Source organism: Lyngbya sp. CCAP 1446/10 (assembly GCF_026130175.1).
In the GTDB taxonomy this organism is placed as follows: Bacteria; Cyanobacteriota; Cyanobacteriia; order Cyanobacteriales; family Microcoleaceae; genus Microcoleus.
Genome location: NZ_JAIGNI010000009.1, coordinates 17,261 through 38,350, shown reverse-complemented (window position 1 = coordinate 38,350; position 21,090 = coordinate 17,261). Strand labels below are relative to the sequence as shown.

The window sequence follows — 21,090 nt, the reverse complement described above, 5'->3', positions numbered from 1 at the left end:
AAAATCTATCATCAAAAACCTAAATTCCTTACTGCATCGCACCGATAACGTAGTCGAAGTAAGAGGAAGCTTCGGAAGCATCTTCTCCAGACAGCAACGAAGAAGCTGCATTCTTCATAGCGCGGACGCCTTCGGCGACGGCTGCAATCGGGGTTCCGAGAGAGTTGTACATTTCGCGGACGCCGACAATACCGATTTCTTCGATCGGAGTAATGTCGCCAGCTACGATTCCGTAGGTGATCAAACGCAGGTAGTAGTCCAAGTCGCGCAAGCAAGTTGCGGTCATTTCTTCGCCGTAAGCGTTGCCGCCGGGAGAAACAACATCAGGGCGCTTTTGGAAAAGTTGGTCGCCTGCTGTTTTGACGATACGTTCGCGGGATTCGCTCAAAATTTGGGCGATGCGGACGCGGCGTTCACCAGAGGTGACGAAGCTCTTGATCCGATCTAATTCGCCTGGGCTCAGGTAGCGAGCTTCAGCGTCTGCGTTGACGATTGATTTGGTGACGATACTCATCTTGTGTGTACCCGCTGGATATTTTGCTATACGAACTGCTCTGCGTTGAACTAGGACGTTCGGGCGCTTTCATCCCGTACCTTTCGCTTTGCTGTTGGCAGGAGCTTTGACGGGGAAGGGCGGACTTTCCACAGCCAGCAACTGTTGAAGTTGTTGACGGGTGTCTGCCTTCGTTTGACGACGCTGGTTCTTCACGCCGGTGCGCTTTTTGATGCCCGCACTAAGCCTGTCGCTTAGAATACCACAAATGATTGATGCGATCTTTAATCTACGATCGAGATTGCAGCAGATTCTTAAGTGGCGATCGAGTGACTGTCCGGCAGTTAGTCAGGATATTGCTTCTCTGACACAACTACCTCTCGCAAGTATTTTGAGGCATTATGTTCACATTCTGAGTGTTACTGTAATAGTTTGTAACATTCCTTTTCATATTCGGGCCCAAGCTGGGGTCTAATCGGTGCAAATTTCCAAGTCAAAAAATCGCTAAAATTATCTTGCAGCAGTAGTTACAGGCGATTCCCTACGGGATAGCTTCGCTCGCGCGTCCTTTGAGCAATTTGTGACGGGAAGTGGCGCGAGGCTCAATAGACTTGTCTCTGAAAGGCAGGTGCGCGAGACAGAGGCCAGAGGTGCGGGAGACGGAGGGGCGACAGGTGCGGATCGGAAATGGTAAGTTTCGAGCTTGTAGCTAAATTCGAGTCTGACTTTTAACCAGGTGCGCCGTGAAAAGAAATCTATCAGCCCTTAAAAAAGCTTTGCAGTTTGGGATTAGCGGTGCTGTCGGCGGTTTGGCCGGCAATCTCATCACTGAACCTTTCAGGCACTATCTCAATGATTCAACATCTGTTTTTGACAGTGTATTGTCAACAAGTCGCTGGTTTGGATTGGTAGGCGGCGGCATTGCTACTGCAATTATGTTCGGCTACTATTACTATATCAAAGGCAAGCCCCAAATTAAACAGGCTTTAAAAAATGGCGGGTTGTCTGGTGTAATTGCCGGGGCAATTTCGGGAGCGATCGCCGAAGGTGTTTTCAGCGGGATTGGCGACGGCGAAAACGAGATATTGCGAGTGATTTGCTGGGGCATAGCCGGCAGTTTGTTAGGATTTGGACTTTCCAAACGAATTCCCAATTTAGGAGCGCTGCGTGGCTTGGGTGGCGGCGGTGTAGGTGGTGTTTTGGGCGGTTGTTTGTTTATTCTGTTTGCTTATAGTTTATCTGGGACGGCGGGCCGTTTAGTTGGCTGTAGTGCGATCGGCTTTTGGATTGGCATTATGCTAGTTGTCGCCGAAACTTTGTTTAACAAAGCTTGGCTGGTAATTAGTTACGATTCGGGAGCAAATCGCACTCTGACTATTGGTGCAGAACCGGTGACGTTTGGGAGTGATGAAAATTTGTCAATTATCTATATTCCTGATGTTTCGCCCTTAGCAATGCGGTTTCAATTGGAGGCTGGTCAAATTGTTTGCGAGAATGTTGATAGCGGGGCGGTGAGTTATTTGCGATCGGGCGACCAAAAGAGAATCGGTAATTGTACAATTACAGTTGGAAACTCTGATTTGCCCGCTGCAACTTCTGCTCAGGTTTCGCCTAGTATTATATCACAAAAATCCTCAGAAGATTCTTTTTCCAGCCATCAATTTTCTCTGAAATTACGAAGTCGAGTGATTCCTCTGAGTGCGGGTACTCAGCTATTCACCGCTGACATCCCGACTTTAACAGCTATGGCATCTAACGGTGTTGTAGCTACGGTGATTTCTCGATCGCGAAACGAGCTATCCTTGGGATTGACCAATTTGGGCGATCGGGCTTGGTGGGCCACAGACATTCAAGGCGAAATAAAAATGATTGAACCTGAAAGCACCCTAACTTTAGCCTTGGGAACTAAAATCGAATTCGGTGAAATCGAGGGCGAGATTGTCAGAAGCTAAATCATGAGTTGGTTCATAGTGCGGACTTTAGTCCGCATCCAAATTAGCGGACTAAAGTCCGCACTACAAACTTTTTTGACTTTTAATAAATCAAATCGCCGCTCGTAAATTCAAGCAGAACTGCCGCTAACACCAGTAATAACCGCCGCACCAATCAAATGAGCCAAACGCAAAGCTTCAGGAACTTTACCAGTATCAGTTAAACGCTGGAGAACCAGTGCAATTACTTCCGGTTGTTCGCCGCAGACTTGAAAGAAGAAAGGTTCAAAAGCGTGAATTTTCCCAGCGCGGCGCAACAATTCTAAACGGTATTCCGAGTCTGGTAAATGGCGTAGAGCTTTTTCGACAGCAGCTAAATCTGGTTGGCGGCGCATGACAGCAACGCACGGAATTTGCAGCCGCGATGCTAACTCCCGAAGGTCAATAATATTGAAGCCGCCGACAGCAATTCCGTCTAGCAAAACGAGATGCAATTGCGGCAGAAATTTGCCTCCGAGCAGTAGCCCAGAAATAGTATCAGTGGCATCTAATCCGTCTGGCAGGACTTGTCCCCAGACCATTCCTTCAAATCGAGTGTTCCCGCAGACTATGCCCGCGATCGACACGAGACTGTCGCTGGTACGAGAAAAGGGTGCGTCATCAAAGCCGATAACCTTAATTGTGCGATCGAGCCTGAGCAATTCTGCTAGTTTCAAAGTAGGGACTTCCCTAAACTAAATTTTTTTAGATTAATTTGACTTTACATATTATCATAAATATTAAAGGCTTGATTGCGAAAAAGGTTTTAAATACTTGACCAAAAAATACGTAGCAGCGATCGACCAAGGAACCACCAGCACCAGGTTTATGGTATTCGATCGCCTGGGAAAGATAATTTGCCGCAACCAACAAGAACATCAACAGATTTATCCACAACCGGGATGGGTTGAGCACAATGCCGAAGAAATTTGGCAGCGCACCCAAAGTGTCATTAAAAACGCCCTGGAAATTGGCAATATAGACCCGAAAGATATTGCGGCCCTAGGCATTACCAACCAGCGCGAAACAGCAATTGTTTGGAACAAAAACACGGGCAAATCCTACGGTAATGCGATTGTGTGGCAAGATACTCGCACTCACCAAATTTGTACTAGCTTAGCACAAGTTGACGGCAAAGATCGATTTCGATCGCGCTGCGGTTTGCCGCTAGCAACTTATTTTAGCGGGCCGAAAGTTAAGTGGATGCTGGACAATATCGCAGGATTGCGGGAAGCGGCAAATCGAGGCGAGGCGATTTTTGGCAATGTCGATTCTTTTCTAATTTGGCATCTGACTGGCGGCGCACACATTACCGATGTTACCAATGCCAGCCGCACAATGCTGATGGATTTGCAAACCCTGGATTGGGATGCTGAAACTTTGGAAATAATGGGAATTCCCCGCCGGATGCTGCCAGAGATTTGCCCTTCGAGTCACATTTTTGGCACTGCAAAAGGATTGTTAGATGGTGTTCCGATTGCTGCTGCTTTGGGCGATCAGCAGGCGGCTCTGGTTGGGCAAACTTGTTTCAATGTTGGGGAGGCGAAAAATACTTACGGTACGGGCTGTTTTATGCTGCTGAATACCGGTGAGGCGATCGTCCCTTCAAAGCAAGGATTACTAACAACAGTCGCCTACAAGATGGGAGAATCGCCCGCTGTGTATGCTCTTGAAGGCAGTATTGCGATCGCGGGAGCATTAGTACAGTGGCTGCGGGACAATTTGGGTATCATCAACACATCTGCGGAAGTAGAAACATTAGCAAATACCGTCGAAGATAGCGCAGGAGTTTACATTGTGCCGGCTTTTTCTGGACTCTACGCGCCCTATTGGCAAGATAGCGCCAGGGGAGTAATTGCAGGTTTAACTCGCTACGCGACTAAGGCACACATTGCCCGCGCAGTATTGGAAGCGACAGCGTGGCAAACGCGGGAAGTATTGGATGCGATGAATCAGGATTCGGGTGTGCAGCTTTTGTCTTTAAAAGTAGATGGTGGGATGGTAGGAAATAGCACGCTGATGCAGTTTCAGAGCGATGTTTTGGGAGTGCCTGTGGTGCGGCCTGTGGTAGCAGAAACTACTGCACTGGGCGCGGCCTATGCGGCTGGTTTGGCGGTTGGTTTTTGGAGTAAACTAGCAGAATTGCGGGATAATTGGGCGGTGGATTGTATTTGGGAACCGCAAATGCCGATCGCACTTCGGGAGCAAAAATATCGCTTTTGGAAAAAAGCAGTTACCCGCACCTTCGACTGGGAAGAATGAATATAAAGGATTCAGGGGCGGGCTAGGAGCAACGCCCCACAAGTAGAATAAAAATTCACTTGTGGAACGGGCATCTTGCCTGTTGCAGTATTGTAAAGCCTTCCGGGGCGGGCTAGGAGCAACGCCCCACAAATAGAATAAAAATTCACTTGTGGAACAGGCATCTTGCCTGTTCCAATATTGTATTTAGTGCTATCATCAAATGCAGCACTATTTTTTAATCTGCAAATAAATGATTTTACTAAATAAATTAAAAAAAATCCTCACCGTCACTTTATTAATACTGACACTGGCATTTGCAGAAGTTGCCACTAATTCCCAAATTGCGATCGCAGATACAGCAACAACTCCCGAAACCGCAACCCCAGCCGAAGTCTTCAGCACCAACTGTGCAGGCTGCCACATCAACGGTGGCAACATTATCAGGCGCGGCAAAAACTTAAAAGAAAAAGCCTTAAAAAAATACGGCATGGACTCCATCGCCAATATTTCCAACCTAGTAACCAACGGTAAAGGAATTATGCCCGCTTACAAATCTCGTTTGTCAGAACAACAAATTATCGATGTTTCAGCCTACGTGCTATCCCAAGCCGAAACCGATTGGAAATAGAACCTCGGTATATTATTTACGACTTAGGCCATCTTACCACAGACATCAGATATGTCTTTACCGCAGGTTGAAGCGCGAACAGGGTTTCACTTTCTGCTTGGACTGTTTCAATTAGCGATCGCCTGAAAAGCGATTCTAACACCTTCAGCAATTCTAAACTCCTCTCTTGCTGAATATCTGAACACAATTTTTCAATATCAACAGGCTTGACTTCTTTCGCCATGCAGTGTAGTAGCTCGATTTCAAATGCTGATAAGCGATTAAACTGCCGAGATAACGTATCGCTATAATCTCCCAGAAATAGCCCATTTCTTAAAAAGTTAGCAATGCTTCCCCCAAACATATCATGAATAGTTGTTGTTACTATTTTTAACGCTAAAGGATTGCCGCTGTAGGCCTCTATCAGTTCTGAGTATTCACCTTCTTCAGACAAACCCTTATTTTTAATGATTTCCACAGCAGCTTCTCCCAAACTGCCCAATTTTAATGACCGTACAGATTGATTTTGACCTTCTAACGCTGCAATTTCTTTAGGTTTTTCGCAGCTAGTCAACAGCAAGCAACTTTGATGCTGCGATTTTGCTAGTTGTTTCAGCAATTCCCCATACACTTGATATCCTTCTCGATAATTTCCTGTTAACTGCTCAGTGCTGAAAACAGCTTCCCACTCATCTAAAATTATCAGGCATCGACGCTTTTGTAAACAATGAATCAGCCGCTGGATACCATCAGCGATGATTGTCTGTTCTATTGCATTTGTGGAAGCAATTAGGTTGTCTAGGTAAAATTCAATGTGCGATCGCTCTCGGAGAGCGATCGCAGCTTGAAAAAATATTTCTTTAGACTGACTAATTAATCCCAATCTCTCTAAATCGATTGGGGGGTTATTTGATAAAAATTCGATTAAATTTACCAGAGTATGTGCCAACAGAGGTGCATGACTGAGGTTGAGCCAAATCAATCTGTCAAACTGGTGTTTAATCATATTGCTCAGCTTAGATACTAAAGCAGTTTTGCCAATGCCGCCCATACCCAATATAGCAACTAAACGACAGTTTTCTTGTAAAATCCATTGCTCTAAGTTAGCAAGTTCTGTTGTGCGCCCGTAGAAAATAGACGTATCAGCCAACATCCCCGATTCAGTTTGATTTTCGATGGAAGTTTCGGGAGTTTGGATATAATTTATCAATGTAGAATGCAAAGTTTCTACATTCCCCTTTTGTTTATAACCAAATATTTCTAGGATACTGGGGATTTCTTTCCAATCTTTCGGTTGTTGCAGCGTTAAAACTTCTATGTAGCGATACAGCCCTCTCGATAAGTCTACTCTAATACCGGCGCATTCACGGTTGAGTGCGGTGGCCATTTCCGGCGGACTATAATTGCAAAGTAATCCTCGCAGGTAAGTTTTTTCTAAAGGAGTGAGTCGCTGCTTTGTACTGCTAGCGTACTCTTGCTTTGCCACTGTCAAGTCTGCATATAACTGTTCGAGATTCCAGCAAGCCGCAGCCTCTATAAACTTCTGTTCTGGTATTTGTAAGGGTTTATTGGGAGGTGTCATGTATATTCATAAGCAGAAGCACACTCATAATTATTTATGATTTTACCAGATTAAGTATCTAACTTATTAAGTATTTTTACTGGCTTATGAGGATATTTTAGATACGTTATAAAATTTATTGTAAATAAAGCCTATCCCTGTGTTGGTGTACTTCTCATAAGAATACCTAATAAAAATACTAATAGCTGTTAGGTAACTTATCAGTCTTGAGTGTTTTATAAATGTAGAAGGCAGTATTTTATAACACCTGCTATCAAAAAAGTTAAAAGGACAGCTTAAATGGCATCAGTTCAAGTGACCAATCAGTTAACTACAACTGACAAGAGTATCCCGACTCCTAATTCGGGCGATGGTCCTGCAAGAACTCGCGCTAAAGATTACATCTTAGAGGTAGAGTTAGTTAATCAGCCTATATCAATTGATCTTTTTAAAGATCTAAGCACTAGCTATGACCCTTACGTGCAAGTCTTTCAAATACCCAAAGGCAACACGGGTGCGAATGTCGCTGATACGAGTGGTCTTCTTGTTGCTCAGGCTGATGATGGCAACGGTCTCAACTCAAAAATACCGAGTTTTAGCGCCCAATACTCTAATGGTGCTACTTCGCTTACAAGTGTGCCTGGTGTGGACTATGTAGTCCGCGTGACTAGCTTGAATACGTTAAACGAACTTCCTCAGCCTTTCACATTACAGGTTTCAACTGACAGGGGCAATGTCACTTTGAAAGACGCCCTAACAGGTGCGCCTGTAAATCAAGGAGGCAGTAGTGGCATTCCCGTCGCGCGTTTCTTTGACAAGACGGCAGGAGGGCATTTTTATACTACAGACCCGATCGAGAAAAGTGACCGACTAACCAACCCTGCTCGTTTCCAGAGTGAAGGCGATGAATTTATTGCTCCAAACGGCGGTAACGCAAAGGTTGAACGCTTCTTGAATACGGCATCAGGAACTTATTTCTTTACGAATAAACCTGGTGAGATAAGCTTTGTTCGCACCTTACCCCAGTTCCGCGATCAGGGGGAGGTTTTCAATTCATATAGCACGGCTGTTCCGGGTGCGATACCCGTCTATCGTTTTACCAACCTCGCGAGGGAACGGGAAAATCCGCTAAATATTACACACTTTTTTACCGCAAGCGCAAGCCAGCGGCTGGCGGTACAGGGGAGGTCAGATTTCCGGGATGAGGGAGTTGCTTTTTATGCTCTTCCTTCCCCCTAAGCAGGCAGTTGGATTATAGGTTTAAAATGAGTAGTAGGGTGCGCCGTACCCTACTTTTTTATTTATCAAGCTTCTGGGTAACAAGCGATATTTTGGTCATCCCATGAAAAATCTCAGTGCAAAACCTTCCTTTTTCAAGGCTTTAACAATCATTAGCTTGTGCTTGTATCTAATCTTAGCTGTCAGCCCGCCCGCTTTCGCCTCGATTCACAAGTATCCAGAAGCGGGCGACAGAGTAATGTTTCGTTCCGTACAAAGCCTGCGCGATACTGATGAGAAAGCGTGGCAAGTGGTTTTGTACAAGCGAGTAAAGTCGGGAGTAGTAAACTCTTTTAATCTGAGATTGGTAGGGTTTCCTGGAACTGAATTGGAGCACCCTGTGTCGCTGAATGTGGCTGCGGGAAGTCGCGCAATTGGCATGGCTAATGATATTTGGAGCGAGTCGGATTTGCCGATTAATGTCGGAGAATACGATTTTAAATCAATCATTACACAAGTCGAAACCAATCAGCCCTTGCGGTTGAACTTGCCTGTGAAAGATGAAAAAAAAGCTGCGTTGCTGGTTCCTCCCTTTGCTGTCAGAGAATGGCGACTGTTGTTAGAAACTAAGTAATGCCTGTTGCAAGAAATTTTGCTACATTTTTTGATTTGATATCAATTTTCACAATTAAATTATTCCTAAGCAGGGCAAGGGATTGCCATTTTTTTTCAAAGTAGCACGCATTATTTATGTGTAGCGTTAGTTTAAAGAAAACTTGTAAAATCATCAGTTCGATCGCATTATTGAGTAAAAATTGATACAATTTACCAGTGACAAATCGATCGCTCAAAATATACCTTAAGATAGATTTGACCTATTTGAAGCGCGATCGCGAAACAAACTAAAATCAGAGTTAGTCTGGTGACACAACTCCATTGTTTACGTGCGTGCCATCAGGGTGAATCTACTATGACTTTAATCAGTACCATTGTCGGGAAAGCGTTGAAAACCGGTTATTTAACGGTTGAGGCAGAAGAACTGTTGCGTCAGCAGTTGCAGATGACTAAGTACGGTTTAGAAGATTTTGAGGCTTTTATTACCTTGCAAAAAGAGGTGATGGAGGGCAGGGTAAGACATCAGGCTTTGGAATTGTTGCGAAGTAGCAGGTGTTCTGCGACTGCTTGAATGTAGGTCGTGCAAGCTGGGGCGTACCATCGCCCTTTTGGATAGAAATCCCGCTTTTGGATCAATAAGTGCGATCGATCTTATCTTAATTACTTGGTTTGGGATATTGCGATCGCAGATATTAGCGGATAAACACAGATTAACGCTGATGGAATGGGTAGAATTACTGCATTCCTAGCTGTCGCTTTAACGCTTCTGGAACATTCACGGCTGTATCCAAACCTCGAACATTTTCCCATTTTGTATTTTCATTCCATTTGACATCGCCAAAAATTTCGGTGAGGTCTGCGCCGCTGAGTTTTGCGCCACTGAAGTCTGCGTCGCTGAGGTCTGTGCGGCTGAGGTCTGCGCGGCTGAGGTCTGCGCGGCTGAGGTTTGCGCCGCTGAGGTTTGCGCCGATGAGGTTTGCGTCGCTGAGGTTTGCGCCGCTGAGGTTTGCATCGCTGAGGTCTGCGCGGAAGAGGTTTGCATCGCTGAGGTCTGCGCTGCTGAGGTTTGCGCCGCTGAGGTTTGCGTCGCTGAGGTTTGCATATCTGAGGTATGCGTCGCTGAGGTTTGCGTATCTGAGGTTTGCGCGGCTGACGTATGCGCGGCTGAGGTTTGCGCCGATGAGGTATGCGCGGCTGAGGTCTGCGCCGCTGAGGTTTGCGCGGCTGAGGTTTGCATATTTGAGGAATTGCCCAACTGTTTGGAGAAAGCCCAAATCCCCAACACAACAGCTATAACCGACGATACGCAACAAGCGACTTGCATCGTCAAGTTGACCTTCTGCATTAGGTTTCCCACAAGGATAAAACACCATTTTGTCTTTCAATTCATCTATCTGCTGACCGTAACGGTGCAACTCCAACAGCAAAATCATCACATTCAAACCAGCGTAAATATCTATTTGTCGCTGCCCCAATTCTTGAGTTTTCAATTGTCCTCGCAGCAGCCAGAGCTTCCTTTGAGGCAAACTTTCCCGCAGCATATCAATAAATTCTCCCTCGCACCACCGCTGATAAAAATATTCCAGACGCTGGAATAACTCCACAGGGCGAAACTGACTTGCTTTCCCTGAAGGGGCTGGCGTTGTCAACAACCCCATCAAATATTGCACAATTTCTGCAGTCAGCCCTCCATAACCCAACAAATCATAAATTTCCCAATCCATATCGGAGTCTTTTATATTAAATCCTCTTCCTTTCTTTCCCGGTTCTGTCCACTCTTCCAGACTTTCTTTCAATCGTTCTGCACACAGAAATTCACCAAAACTCTTGTGTACAAACTCTACAGAACCTTCTTTGCTACCTTGCTGGAGATAAAAAACCGCCAAAGCATTTCTCAGAGGATTATCGCCAATCCGTTTTTTTGCTTCCTCAAGTAAGGATTTAACCGATTCATCTTCTTTCAATCGTTTGTCAATCATCGCAAAGGGAGCGCATTCTCCCCCCGACTGCACCACGCACAATCCGGCTTCTGTCAGGATGCGTCGTAAATCCTCTGTTTCCAATTCGGTCAAATTTCGATTGAGCAATTTAGTCCGCTGTTCTGTGAGTACCCAATTCACAGTTTGGTTGTAAATCAAAATCTTTGCTTGAGTGCTGTTAGTTCCTTGAAAATCTTCTACTTTCAACTTTCCATCCCGGTGCATCGCTGCTAGCAGATAAAGCAATAGCGGTTCTCGCGCCAAGTCGGATTTTACCTGTTCCGGACAGCATTCATCTTGCAAAAAATGCTGAAAAGCTGAGGTTTTTTCTGCCCCAATTTGGACTTTCCAATTGCTCAACCACTGCTGCTGTAGTTCGTCATCCATCACCTGAATTTCGACTCGCTCCAAATTGTCCGGCATTTGCCTTTCAATCCCCTGCAAAGCTAAAGTTCTGCCAGTAATCAAAACCCGATGTCTCATTTCAGAACTCTCCTGACAAGCCTGTTGAAATTTCCCTACTTGCTTGAGAAATTGTTCTAAACCGCCGCTGCTTCTTCCTTCCATCAGCAACTCGTCAAAGCCATCTAATAAAAAGAAATATCGCGTATTGCGATCCGTCAACCAATTGTCATCGCTAGCAAAACCAGCATTAACTGCCTCTTTTAGCGTTTCTCGAAAACTCTTTTGTAATGTGGGAATATCTCGCAATCGAATTAACACCGGTGTCCAAACAGGATGCAAGTTTTGTCGCACCCAGTCAGCAAACATCCGACAAAAAACGCTTTTACCGCGTCCTGGCCCAGCTTCAACAAACATAACTTGATCTTGTTTTTTCTCGTCCACGAGTAACTTTTTCGCCCAAGTTTCTAAATCAAATGCTTCGGCATCCTCACTCACAGATCCATTTTTATCAATTGGTTTTGCCTTCAGTGGCACGTAGATATCTTTAAAAGTAAATTTTTCAGCAAATACTTTTTCTTCCGGTTTAGAGGCAATTTGTTCTTCTAAATAAGTATCGATACTTTGATATTTCTGCTGTTCCTCCTGCCATTCGCTGAAAGAAGGCTGTCCGAGATGTTTAATTGCATCGCCGGAAATTGCCCAAGCTTCGATTAAATAGCGGTGAGTATTAGCAGCAACTCTTGCTGTCAGAATTTGAGCTTCATTGGCAGTTAGTCCTGCTTGTTCCAGCCGCTCTGATAGCACTAGATTGAATTCCTTGGCTAATATCGAATCGCGGAAGCAATTCACAGTTTCTTTAGCTGCTTTATCGCTCAATTCTAAATCAGCCAATTTTTTAAGCAACTGCTTGACTTTATCAGAAACAGGAGTTTCCCCGATGCGATTTAACAAACTCGCGTCTTGTTCAATAAATCCCTTAAAACTTTCCAGATAAGCCGCCTGACTGACAAGAAAAATGCACTCAGCTAAGGTGGGCTGCTGTTGAGTTTTTTCGATAAAAAACGCCAGCAGTTTCGCCGCCATCCCGACAAATGGCAATCCAGCCCCCACAACTTGAGCTAAGGGAGAGTTCAAAACTTCTAGCAGCAAATTGCTATTGTCTAACCCTTGTTCTTTGAACATTTTTGCCAATTCTGCGGCTGTTTTACCAGCTTCTCCGATTCCCTCGGCTGCTTCGGCGGAACACAGTTCTTTAATATCAGTAGTTAAGACTTTCCAGATGCCATTTGCCATTGTTACCCGCCGTGCGTCAAAAGAGAGAATTTCATAAATATAGCAATCCTCATTGATTTTCTAGGTATACAAAACTTGAAACCCTTGCTATACAAAGAGTCTAATAATATAAGAGGTCGTTATATCTTGAGACTCAGATCGGATTGCTATATACATTCAACTATCTAAGTATTCCGCAAATCAATCAAATATGACTTATACCAATTTGATAAAGTATCGCTAGATATTAACCCCCCCCAACCCCCCCTTAGTAAGGGGGGGCTTCGGACTTCATCAGCATATCTTTAGAAAATGGTATTAAGCTATGACTTACGTACGGGTGGTCAGAAACCGGGTTTTTTCCGAAATACTTCGTTAAAGGCGACAAAACCCGCAAAAATCCGGTTTCTTTAGTTTTGATGGGTAAGTCCTAAATCAGAAAATCTCGCACACGGGATAGCTTGACAAAAATACCCAAATCAACAATAATTGTAGGCTGTCTGTCTAAATCCTGCTCGGATCAGGTCGAGACATTCCAAAAGCTGGAGAGCAGTCAGCCGTCAAAAGTCCACAGCCAAAAGTCCACAGCCAAAAGTTCATAACTAATGACTGATGACTAATGACCAATGACTAATGACCAATGACCAATGACTAACTAGCTACCTGTACGGCAAACCCAACGACTATCCCATGACCTACGCAATTATTGAGACCGGCGGCAAGCAATTTCGAGTAGAACCAGGCCGCTTCTACGACATCGAACTGCTTCACGTCGAAGCTGAATCACAAGTCATCATTGACAAAGTATTTCTGATCCAGCACGAAGACGACGTTCATATCGGCCAGCCTCTAGTAGAAAATGCCACTGTAGAAGGAACTGTGCTGCGGCATTTCCGGGGCCGCAAAGTCCTCGTCTACAAGATGAAGCCGAAAAAGAAAACTCGGAAGAAAAAAGGACACCGCCAAGAAACAACTCGGTTTATGATTGACTCTATTACAGTCAATGGTGTTGTTTTGGCAGCGAGAGATTTGACTCAAGAAGTTGTGGAAACTCCCCAAACTGGCGAAATTGAATCAGAATAAACAATAGTAAATAAAGTTGAGGACATTATGGCCCATAAGAAAGGTACAGGCAGTACACGTAACGGACGCGATTCTAATTCCCAGCGTCTGGGTGTCAAAAAGTACGGCGGTCAAGTTGTCAGAGCTGGCAACATTTTGATTCGTCAACGCGGCACGAAGGTTCACCCCGGTAATAATGTTGGTATCGGCAGAGATGATACTTTGTTTGCCATGATTGATGGTGTTGTGACTTTTGAAAGAAAGGGCAAAACTCGCAAGAAACTCAGTGTTTATCCTGTGGTTGCAGCGGCGACTGAAGCTGTGGCTGAAGCTGTGGCAGTTTAATTTTATGCGTTCCTGGGTTTTGCCTGGGAACGCATATAATTGGGGATATGTTTCCTGATTTTCTCTGTGATTTCCTCGTTCCTAGGCTCTGCCTGGGAACCGATATATAGAGGCTCTGCCTCAACACAGGATTAATCCAATTTTTGGGTAAATAAGGAGGCAGAGCCTCCGGATCTGCATTACCAGGCAGAGCCTGGTAACGAGTAATAAAATTGGTTCGTAGTGAGGACTTTAGTCCTTGGATTTGGAAGGACTAAAGTCCTCACTACGAACCTGTGAGGGCTTTAGTTTTCGGATTTGGAAGGACTGAAGTCCTCACTACGAACCTGTTAGCCTCCTCCGACGATTGTGACAACTTCTAGGATGTCGCCATCTTTTATTTGTGTGGTTTCCCAAAATTGTTTGTGCAGGATTTCGCCGTTGTACTCCACAGCTATTAAGCGCGGGTTTAATCCTAGTTGTTCTAGTAATTTTGGTAACGGTGTGTCGATCGCACAATTGCGTTTTTCTCCGTTAACTTTCAGCGCAATTTGATTTGTCATTATTCAAATATTATCAGTTTTTAGGTTTTGTAACACAATTATATTTCAACACGCGATTGATAAGAATACTCGGCGGTTGAAACCGCGTCTACACAGACAAAACCCGCCTCCGCGGGTTGAAGATCGAACCGTTAAAATTAGGTTATTTTCGATCGCCAATCAATCTAGCTTGTCCCTTGCAAAGCTTTCTGAGCTTTCAAATTCTGCACCCGAATCAACTGCGAGATCAAAAACTGCGTGACTAAAGTAGGCTGTTCTGCTTCCATAATCGATCGCACTACGGCAACTCTTTGAGCTCCAGCATTCAATACTTGATCGAGGTTGTTGATATCAATTGAGCCGATCGCAAACCAAGGAACAGGCGACTTATCAGCAGCATACCGCACATAGTCCAAACCCGCCGCTTGTTTATCGGGTTTAGTAGGAGTAGAGTAAACCGGCCCAACTCCAATATAGTCGGCTCCGGCATCAATAGCTCGCTGCATTTCCTCGCCATTCGTAGTCGAACAGCCGATAATCCGTCCTGGGCCGAGCAACTTGCGCGCTTCGGCTACAGGCAAATCTTGCTGTCCTAAGTGTACGCCGTCCGCATCCACTGCGATCGCCAAATCCACGCGATCGTTCACAATCAACAAAGCATCGTAGCGGTGACAAAGTTGGCTCATCTGCCGCGCATTGGCCAACCTTACCCCATCGTCGGAGGTTTTGTCGCGGTACTGCACCAAAGTCACTCCACCTTGCAAAGCAGCTTCCACGACTTGTAACAAATTGTCTCTGGGCGAAGTTACCAGATATAAGTGCGATCGAAGTAACTGCTGGTAGCGCCGATAAGCCAGCAAATCGCTTTCGAGAGTATACACCCGATAGCGCATCTGCTTAAAAGCCTTCCCCATATTGCGATCGTAAACTTTGCCGTACTCTTCCAGTACCCGCAGAGCTTCTTCCACCCGACAGAAATTCGCCTCCAGTAGCTGCTGAATGCTCGATCGCTGCTCTTCCTGCGGGTGAGTCAACTCCGTCCCCGGATCGGCCGGCGTATCCCTAGCGCTGCGTAATTCTGCCGTGTGCCAAGCCGCCAATTCCTGACGCAATTGCTTGCACACGAGGGCCTTTTCGGCGTTGTTAAGACCAAACCTGCACCATTCTTCAATAATTCTCAACCCTTCGCGCGATCGATCTAGATTTGCATCTAAAATCCGGCAGAGGGCCGGCTGTGCCGGTAAAGTTCTGTTTTGTTTCTCGGTCATTCAGAACCACCTTAATTAAAATTCATCCTACCTGTCAAACTGCTACATTTTCCCACACCGTCAAGATTGTAGTAAAGTGCGATCGACCTAATTTTGGCATCAACCGCTCTAAATTTGACAAATTTTTAAGTTTTATGGAATTTCAGGAAAACGAAGCATAATAGATCAAACTTGATCAAAGTGGAATCGTTAAACTGCATACCACACTTCGGAGGAAAGCCGTGAGGTTAGCAGATCACAAAAGATTAACAGCAGAAAACCCCAGCAGGCGGGTGAAATTAAAATGCGATCGCAAAAATCCGACACGAAACACGGGATGCGAAATTTGGCTCAAAGATAAATTGTGTTTTTTTATGATCCTAAATTCAAAACAGAGCGAGTGCAAAAAAAGTCGTAGCTTGCGGGGCGGAACGCCATCGCCAAGGAAAGCTTTAAGTTCTTGCTTGCTGCTCGTCTTTGCCAGCACGGCTTTTTATAGCCCTCAAGCCTCAGTTATCGCTGCGGGTATCCCCTCCGTGCAGCTACTTTCTCAAGCGCCAGAGAGCGACATTAACATACTCTATGTGAGTTCCAACGGCGGTAGCGACACAGGAGGTAATGGGAGCGATCGAGCGCCATTCAAAACCCTCACCTACGCCTTAAGCGTAGCCCCGCCCAAAACAGCAATTTTACTAGCGCCCGGTACTTACAGCGCTCAAAGCGGCGAAAAATTTCCATTAATGCTCAGGCCCAGTGTGACTGTTCAAGGAAATCCCAGCACTCGTGGCCAGAATATTGTGATCAAAGGCGGAGGAGAATTCCTCAGTCCGACTTCAGCGGGTCAAAATATCGCGATTTTAGGCGCAGACGGGGCGGGACTCAGCGGGGTGACGGTGACAAATACCAACTATCGCGGTTACGCTTTGTGGATCGAATCGAGTTCTCCGACAATTGTCAACAATACTTTTTCGGGGAGCACTCACGACGGAATTTCGGTAGTGGGAACTGGAAGGCCGACGATTGGCGGGAATTTTTTCTCGAAAAATGGAGCTAACGGGATGACGATTTTTGGTAGTTCCCGCCCGGAAGTTCGAGATAATGTGTTTGAAAACACGGGATTTGGGATAAATGTAGCGCAGAACGCTTCGCCTTTGTTGATCGGTAACAAAATTACTCGCAATAAGGACGGCGTGGTGGTGCAAGCTGATGCTAGACCGGTGCTGCGTAACAATTATATCGAGAGTAATCAGCGGGATGGAATTGTGGCGATTACTAGAGCTCTGCCGGATTTGGGAACTGCGGCGGAACCGGGGGGAAATGTGATTCGTAATAATGGTCAATATGATGTGAATAATGCGGCGAAAGGTCAAGTAATCCCGGCTTACGGTAATCAATTGTTGAGCAACCGGACGACTGGATCCGTTGATGTGGCTGGAACTTTTAGCCCGCCGCAGGCCATTGCGGGAAGTGCTTTACAGCTAAATGTCGATCGACCTTCGAGTATCGGTGGCCCAGAAACTTCTCTCCCTGCTTACACTCCTGGGCGGCTAACTCCCAGAGTTGAAAGAGCGCCAATTGCGCCACCAGCGGCCGTTTCCAGGCGACCTGTGCAAAATCGACTTGCACCGCAAAATGTTCAGTTGCAGCCTCTGCTGGCTCCGAGGAGTGTCGCTGCTTCACCGGAAGTCCCAGGGGCGATCGCAATTCCCGTACCAGATCCAGATGCTCGCTCCGTTCGGGAAAGTTCGGTACAGCAACCCATGATTCCGCCCAATTTTGATAGTTCGAGTTCGGTTTCTTCCGAGGGTAAATTGCCGGTTCCGAGCCGCAACATTCCTCTAGGAAGGGGCGGCTATGTACCTGCTGTTTTAGGGGGTAATTCTGTAGCAGGTTCGGAGAATTCGCCGTCATTCGATCGAGCTATTGCTTTGGGTTTCCGGTATCGAGTTGTGGTGGATGCCAATAGTTCGGGCGATCGACAAAAAATGCTATCCTTGGTTCCCGATGCTTTTCGGACTTTTACCAACGGGCGACAGGTGATCCAAGCCGGTGCTTTTCGGGAGCGCGAAAAAGCTGACGAATTGCTCCAAATTCTCACCGTTAACGGTTTGAATGCTCGGATTGAAGATATCAAATGAATATAGATGGGACGGCGGTTGAAACCGCGTCTACACAAACGAATTCCGCCTCCGCGGAATGAAGAAAGATCAGACGGCGGTTGAAACCGCGTCTACACAAACGAATTCCGCCTCCGCGGAATGAAGAAAGATCAGACGGCGGTTGAAACCGCGTCTACACAAACGAATTCCGCCTCCGCGGAATGAAGAAAATAATGCGGTTTCAACCGCTCTTCAACCCGCGGAGGCGGGTTTTGTCTGTGTAGACGCGGTTTAAACCGCCCTTCTGTCAACAGTCAATAGTCAATCACCGCAGCAGAGCTTCCCACGTAGCACGGCCGACAATGCCGTCTGCTGGTAGTTGATATTGTCGCTGAGCCGCCTTTACAGCAGCTTGAGTTTCCGGGCCGAACACGCCGTCAGCACTAGCGCGCAAAAAGCCCTTCGCCCGCAGTCGTTCTTGCAAATCTCTAACCGCCGGGCCCCGCATTCTTCTTCTCAAAACCGGAAAATTGGTGGGCTGCGGTTGTGGGTTAATTTCTGAGTTTTGTGCCGTTTCAGGATTGTTGGCGATCGGGCTTTCGATCGCCCCAGGAGTCGCAGGAAACAGTCGGTTCCAAGTATCTTGACCGACAATACCGTCTGGGGCGATGCCTGCTGCTTGCTGGAACTGAGACACAGCTTTAGCGGTGCTTTGCGAGAAAATCCCGTCTACACTGTCAGGGTAAAATCCCAACAACTGAAGAGCAGCTTGAAGTTCGCGCACTTCCGAGCCGCGGCTGCCTAATTTGATGGCCGGACGGACGATCGCACCTGTTTGGGCTGTTTGGGCGATCGGGCTATTATTGTTACCGGGTTCGGAGGTAGGCATTTGTGCAGCAGCAGGAGTAGAGGCGATCGAACTTATTGCCAAAAAACCGCACAAACCCCAGCCTAGGGGCCAACTCAGAACCTTGCGAGCTTCATTCCAGCGTGCTGTCTGGTTTCGGGACATGGAAAATTCGACCTCTGTCTGCACAACTCTTGGCGATCGTACATCAAATTGGGGAAGAAGTTCGGCAACGGATTTTGTAACGGATTTAAGGGATGTTCATCGCAGAATTGCCAATCTCCCACTCTCCCCCTCTCCCAATCTCCCACTCTCCCACTCTCCCCCTCTCCCACTCCCTCCGATCAAAAAATTAATCCCCTGAAATAGCTGCAATTGGCAAAAAAACTGCTAGATTGCCGTAGAGAAAAGATTAAACAGCGTTCATTGGGCTTTCTTCAACACCATGACCGAATCCAGCATCCCCACCAGAACCGCCAGCCAAATAGACATCGGCAACGTCAACATCGGCAACTTCCAAGTCGGCAGCATCAGCGGCAATAAATACAACGACTTCAACGCCAACGGGCGCCCCGATGGCGGTGATGTGCCAATTCCTAACTGGCAAATCTACCTCGACCTCAACAATAACGATCGATTTGACTTTAATGAACCTTCCACCCTCACCAACGCCCAAGGCAACTACACCTTCGTCAACCTGCCGCCTGGGACTTACCAAGTTAGGGAAGTCCAGCAGCCGAACTTTCGCCAAACTACGCCAAATCCCGCACCCATCACGATTAACAGCGGGACAAATGCTGGCAATATCAATTTTGGCAACAACTTTAACGCCGGGACGATCGCAGGCACCAAATTCAACGACATCAACAGCAACGGCAGCCAAGACTTGGGCGAACCACCCCTAGCTAACTGGCAAATTTACCTCGATCTCAACCGCAACAACAGGCTCGACGGCGGCGAACCTTCTACTATTACAAACTTTCAAGGCAATTACGCTTTTGTCAATGTTCCCGCAGACAGATATTTGGTGAGAGAAGTCCAGCAACCGGGTTTTCGCCAAACTACGCCTGACCCAGGCCCGATTAACGTTACTTCCAACGCCAATATCAACAACGTCAATTTTGGCAATGTCTTTTTTGTCGGCAGCATTAGCGGTCTTAAGTACAATGACCTAAATGCCAACAGCGTCCGAGATGCGACAGATCCGCCTCTGCCCAACTGGCAAGTTTACCTCGACCTTAACGGCAACAACAGCCTCGATCCGGGCGAACCGAATACCATCACTAACCCGCAAGGCGACTACACTTTTGCCAATGTTTCCCCCGGTCGCTATTTGGTGAGGGAAGTTCAGCAACCGGGATGGGCTCAGACTACGCCAAATCCAGGGGCGATCGACATTACGGGCAACACTAACGCTGTCGGCATCAATTTCGGCAACAATTTCCCCACCGGTAGCATCAGCGGCTTCAAGTTCAACGACCTCAACGCTAACGGTATCAACGAACCGACGGAACCGAGAGTTGCCAACTGGCCGATTTACATCGACCTCAACAACAACAACGCCCGCGATCCCAACGAACCTTCGACTTTAACCAACCCCCAAGGCAATTTCTCTTTTATCAACTTGCCCCAAGGCACCTATTTCGTCAGGGAAGTCCCGCAGCCCGGTTTCCGACAAACCACGCCCAATCCGACTCCGATCGCCGTGAGTAACGGCACAAATGCCACTAATCTCAGCTTTGGCAACGTGTTGGTGACGGGTACGATCAGCGGTGTCAAATTTAACGATTTTAATGCCAACGGTCGCCTAGATGCCGGGGAACCGCCGATCGCCAATACCCAAATTTACATCGACCTGAATAACAACAGCAGTCTAGATTCGGGCGAAGCGAACACATTCAGCGACAGTCAGGGCAATTACAGTTTCCGCAATGTTCCGGTAGGTAGTTACGTCATCAGGGAAGTTCCGCGGCCGGGTTTCATTCAAACGACTCCGCCTGCGGTGGTTGTTGTCTCGGCGGATATTCGGGCCAGCAGCATGGATTTGCTGACGGGAGAGGCTGATGGTCGATCGGCTAAATCCTTAAATGGCGGCCCGCTGACGGATACTAGCTATGTGGGCGAACCTGTCAGCAATATTGCGGTCGATAGCTTGCTTTCGAGTCAGAGTCGTGATATTTATCCAGTTAGTGATTTTTTGGTCGATCGACCAGCGGCGAATTTAGGCAATCTTCCTAACTTTGGGCAACAGAATGTCGGTCTGGAGCCAAACACACAAGTCTATCAATTTGTCAACAAAAATGAATTAATTAATTGGGGTCTCCGAAACCCTTTCGTGTCGGTGGGTGTGAGAGATTTGTCGGTGATGCAAGGGTGACAAAAAGCTCGATCGCCCGGAATCCCAAACTGCATAAAAATCAGGAAGAGATTAAAGGGCGATCGCGTGATACCCTATTCTTGGCAACCTCCAACACTCAAGCTTAAGTTCCGGGAGTCCCGAAGCTGGCTTGTATATTGGGTGCAATATTTATGAGGCTGTATCATCGATCGCGAGTCAGTAACTCAGGGCTAAAGCCACTGAGCTTGTAAGAGAAATCAAGCAAGC

General features: G+C 46.6%; 19 protein-coding genes and 2 pseudogenes. 12 read left to right on the top strand and 9 right to left on the bottom strand.

Translation table 11 applies throughout. The features are described 5' to 3' along the window. Positions 1–28: 28 nt before the first annotated feature. Together apcA and K4039_RS06230 are read right to left on the bottom strand one after the other, a co-directional pair. Entirely contained in the window at positions 29–514 is a 486-nt protein-coding gene (gene apcA, locus K4039_RS06235) for an allophycocyanin subunit alpha (protein WP_265234273.1), read from the bottom strand. A gap of 69 nt (positions 515–583) precedes the next feature. After that, complete coding sequence (locus tag K4039_RS06230) at positions 584–709, bottom strand: hypothetical protein (protein ID WP_265234272.1); 126 nt, start codon at positions 707–709, stop codon at positions 584–586. 52 nt (positions 710–761) lie between these two features. On the opposite strand from K4039_RS06230, the gene K4039_RS06225 reads away from it, so the two are divergent. Beyond that, the gene (locus K4039_RS06225) at positions 762–968 is read left to right on the top strand and encodes a hypothetical protein (RefSeq protein WP_265234271.1); all 207 of its coding nucleotides are present in this window, start codon (positions 762–764) and stop codon (positions 966–968) included. Between the two features lie 268 nt (positions 969–1,236). Next, complete coding sequence (locus K4039_RS06220) at positions 1,237–2,445, top strand: hypothetical protein (protein ID WP_265234270.1); 1,209 nt, start codon at positions 1,237–1,239, stop codon at positions 2,443–2,445. Positions 2,446–2,555: 110 nt separating this feature from the next. Here the strand turns inward: K4039_RS06220 and K4039_RS06215 are convergent, their stop codons facing one another. Beyond that, positions 2,556–3,140, bottom strand: a complete 585-nt coding sequence (locus tag K4039_RS06215; protein WP_265234269.1) for a DUF99 family protein — start codon at positions 3,138–3,140, stop codon at positions 2,556–2,558. A gap of 97 nt (positions 3,141–3,237) precedes the next feature. Here K4039_RS06215 and glpK point away from each other — a divergent pair, with 97 nt between their 5' ends. After that, positions 3,238–4,725 carry a glycerol kinase GlpK gene (gene glpK, locus K4039_RS06210; protein WP_265234268.1) on the top strand — a complete coding sequence of 496 codons (1,488 nt, stop codon included), beginning with the start codon at positions 3,238–3,240 and terminating at the stop codon, positions 4,723–4,725. Between the two features lie 232 nt (positions 4,726–4,957). Further along, entirely contained in the window at positions 4,958–5,335 is a 378-nt protein-coding gene (locus tag K4039_RS06205) for a c-type cytochrome (RefSeq protein ID WP_265234267.1), read from the top strand. Between the two features lie 16 nt (positions 5,336–5,351). Here K4039_RS06205 and K4039_RS06200 read toward each other — a convergent pair whose 3' ends face one another. Further along, on the bottom strand, positions 5,352–6,896 hold the full coding sequence (locus K4039_RS06200) for an NB-ARC domain-containing protein (protein WP_265234266.1): 1,545 nt from the start codon (positions 6,894–6,896) through the stop codon (positions 5,352–5,354). 279 nt (positions 6,897–7,175) lie between these two features. On the opposite strand from K4039_RS06200, the gene K4039_RS06195 reads away from it, so the two are divergent. The 3 genes from K4039_RS06195 to K4039_RS06185 all read left to right on the top strand — a co-directional run bounded on the left by K4039_RS06195 (position 7,176) and on the right by K4039_RS06185 (position 9,279). Continuing rightward, complete coding sequence (locus K4039_RS06195) at positions 7,176–8,114, top strand: hypothetical protein (RefSeq protein WP_265234265.1); 939 nt, start codon at positions 7,176–7,178, stop codon at positions 8,112–8,114. Positions 8,115–8,217: 103 nt separating this feature from the next. Beyond that, positions 8,218–8,727: a DUF3122 domain-containing protein gene (locus tag K4039_RS06190; RefSeq protein WP_265234264.1), complete on the top strand. Its 510-nt coding sequence runs from the start codon at positions 8,218–8,220 to the stop codon at positions 8,725–8,727. 336 nt (positions 8,728–9,063) lie between these two features. Continuing rightward, on the top strand, positions 9,064–9,279 hold the full coding sequence (locus K4039_RS06185) for a hypothetical protein (RefSeq protein WP_265234263.1): 216 nt from the start codon (positions 9,064–9,066) through the stop codon (positions 9,277–9,279). 163 nt (positions 9,280–9,442) lie between these two features. On the opposite strand, the pseudogene K4039_RS29900 reads toward K4039_RS06185, so the two are convergent. After that, positions 9,443–9,940 (bottom strand): annotated as a pseudogene (locus K4039_RS29900) (pentapeptide repeat-containing protein); the annotation flags it as partial. Here K4039_RS29900 and K4039_RS29895 point away from each other — a divergent pair. After that, positions 9,888–10,004: a hypothetical protein gene (locus K4039_RS29895; protein WP_375339788.1), complete on the top strand. Its 117-nt coding sequence runs from the start codon at positions 9,888–9,890 to the stop codon at positions 10,002–10,004. The pseudogene K4039_RS29900 and the gene K4039_RS29895 overlap by 53 nt on opposite strands. A gap of 1,646 nt (positions 10,005–11,650) precedes the next feature. On the opposite strand, the pseudogene K4039_RS29890 reads toward K4039_RS29895, so the two are convergent. Further along, positions 11,651–12,274 (bottom strand): annotated as a pseudogene (locus K4039_RS29890) (hypothetical protein); the annotation flags it as partial. A gap of 780 nt (positions 12,275–13,054) precedes the next feature. Between K4039_RS29890 and rplU the strand changes: the two are divergent. Both rplU and rpmA read left to right on the top strand, forming a co-directional pair. Beyond that, positions 13,055–13,447, top strand: a complete 393-nt coding sequence (gene rplU, locus K4039_RS06175; RefSeq protein ID WP_265234261.1) for a 50S ribosomal protein L21 — start codon at positions 13,055–13,057, stop codon at positions 13,445–13,447. 27 nt (positions 13,448–13,474) lie between these two features. Beyond that, a complete protein-coding gene (gene rpmA, locus K4039_RS06170) occupies positions 13,475–13,771 on the top strand; it encodes a 50S ribosomal protein L27 (RefSeq protein WP_265234260.1) in 297 nt (98 codons plus the stop codon). A 329-nt stretch (positions 13,772–14,100) separates the two neighbouring features. On the opposite strand, the gene thiS is transcribed toward rpmA, so the two are convergent. Further along, positions 14,101–14,313, bottom strand: a complete 213-nt coding sequence (gene thiS / locus K4039_RS06165) for a sulfur carrier protein ThiS (RefSeq protein ID WP_265234259.1) — start codon at positions 14,311–14,313, stop codon at positions 14,101–14,103. Between the two features lie 164 nt (positions 14,314–14,477). After that, entirely contained in the window at positions 14,478–15,560 is a 1,083-nt protein-coding gene (locus K4039_RS06160) for a thiamine phosphate synthase (RefSeq protein WP_265234258.1), read from the bottom strand. Between the two features lie 221 nt (positions 15,561–15,781). On the opposite strand from K4039_RS06160, the gene K4039_RS06155 reads away from it, so the two are divergent. Next, positions 15,782–17,677: a DUF1565 domain-containing protein gene (locus K4039_RS06155; RefSeq protein WP_265234257.1), complete on the top strand. Its 1,896-nt coding sequence runs from the start codon at positions 15,782–15,784 to the stop codon at positions 17,675–17,677. A gap of 286 nt (positions 17,678–17,963) precedes the next feature. Here the strand turns inward: K4039_RS06155 and K4039_RS06150 are convergent, their stop codons facing one another. Beyond that, a complete protein-coding gene (locus K4039_RS06150; protein WP_265234256.1) occupies positions 17,964–18,650 on the bottom strand; it encodes a peptidoglycan-binding protein in 687 nt (228 codons plus the stop codon). A 280-nt stretch (positions 18,651–18,930) separates the two neighbouring features. On the opposite strand from K4039_RS06150, the gene K4039_RS06145 reads away from it, so the two are divergent. Continuing rightward, a complete protein-coding gene (locus tag K4039_RS06145) occupies positions 18,931–20,862 on the top strand; it encodes an SdrD B-like domain-containing protein (RefSeq protein WP_265234255.1) in 1,932 nt (643 codons plus the stop codon). Positions 20,863–21,090: the final 228 nt, after the last annotated feature.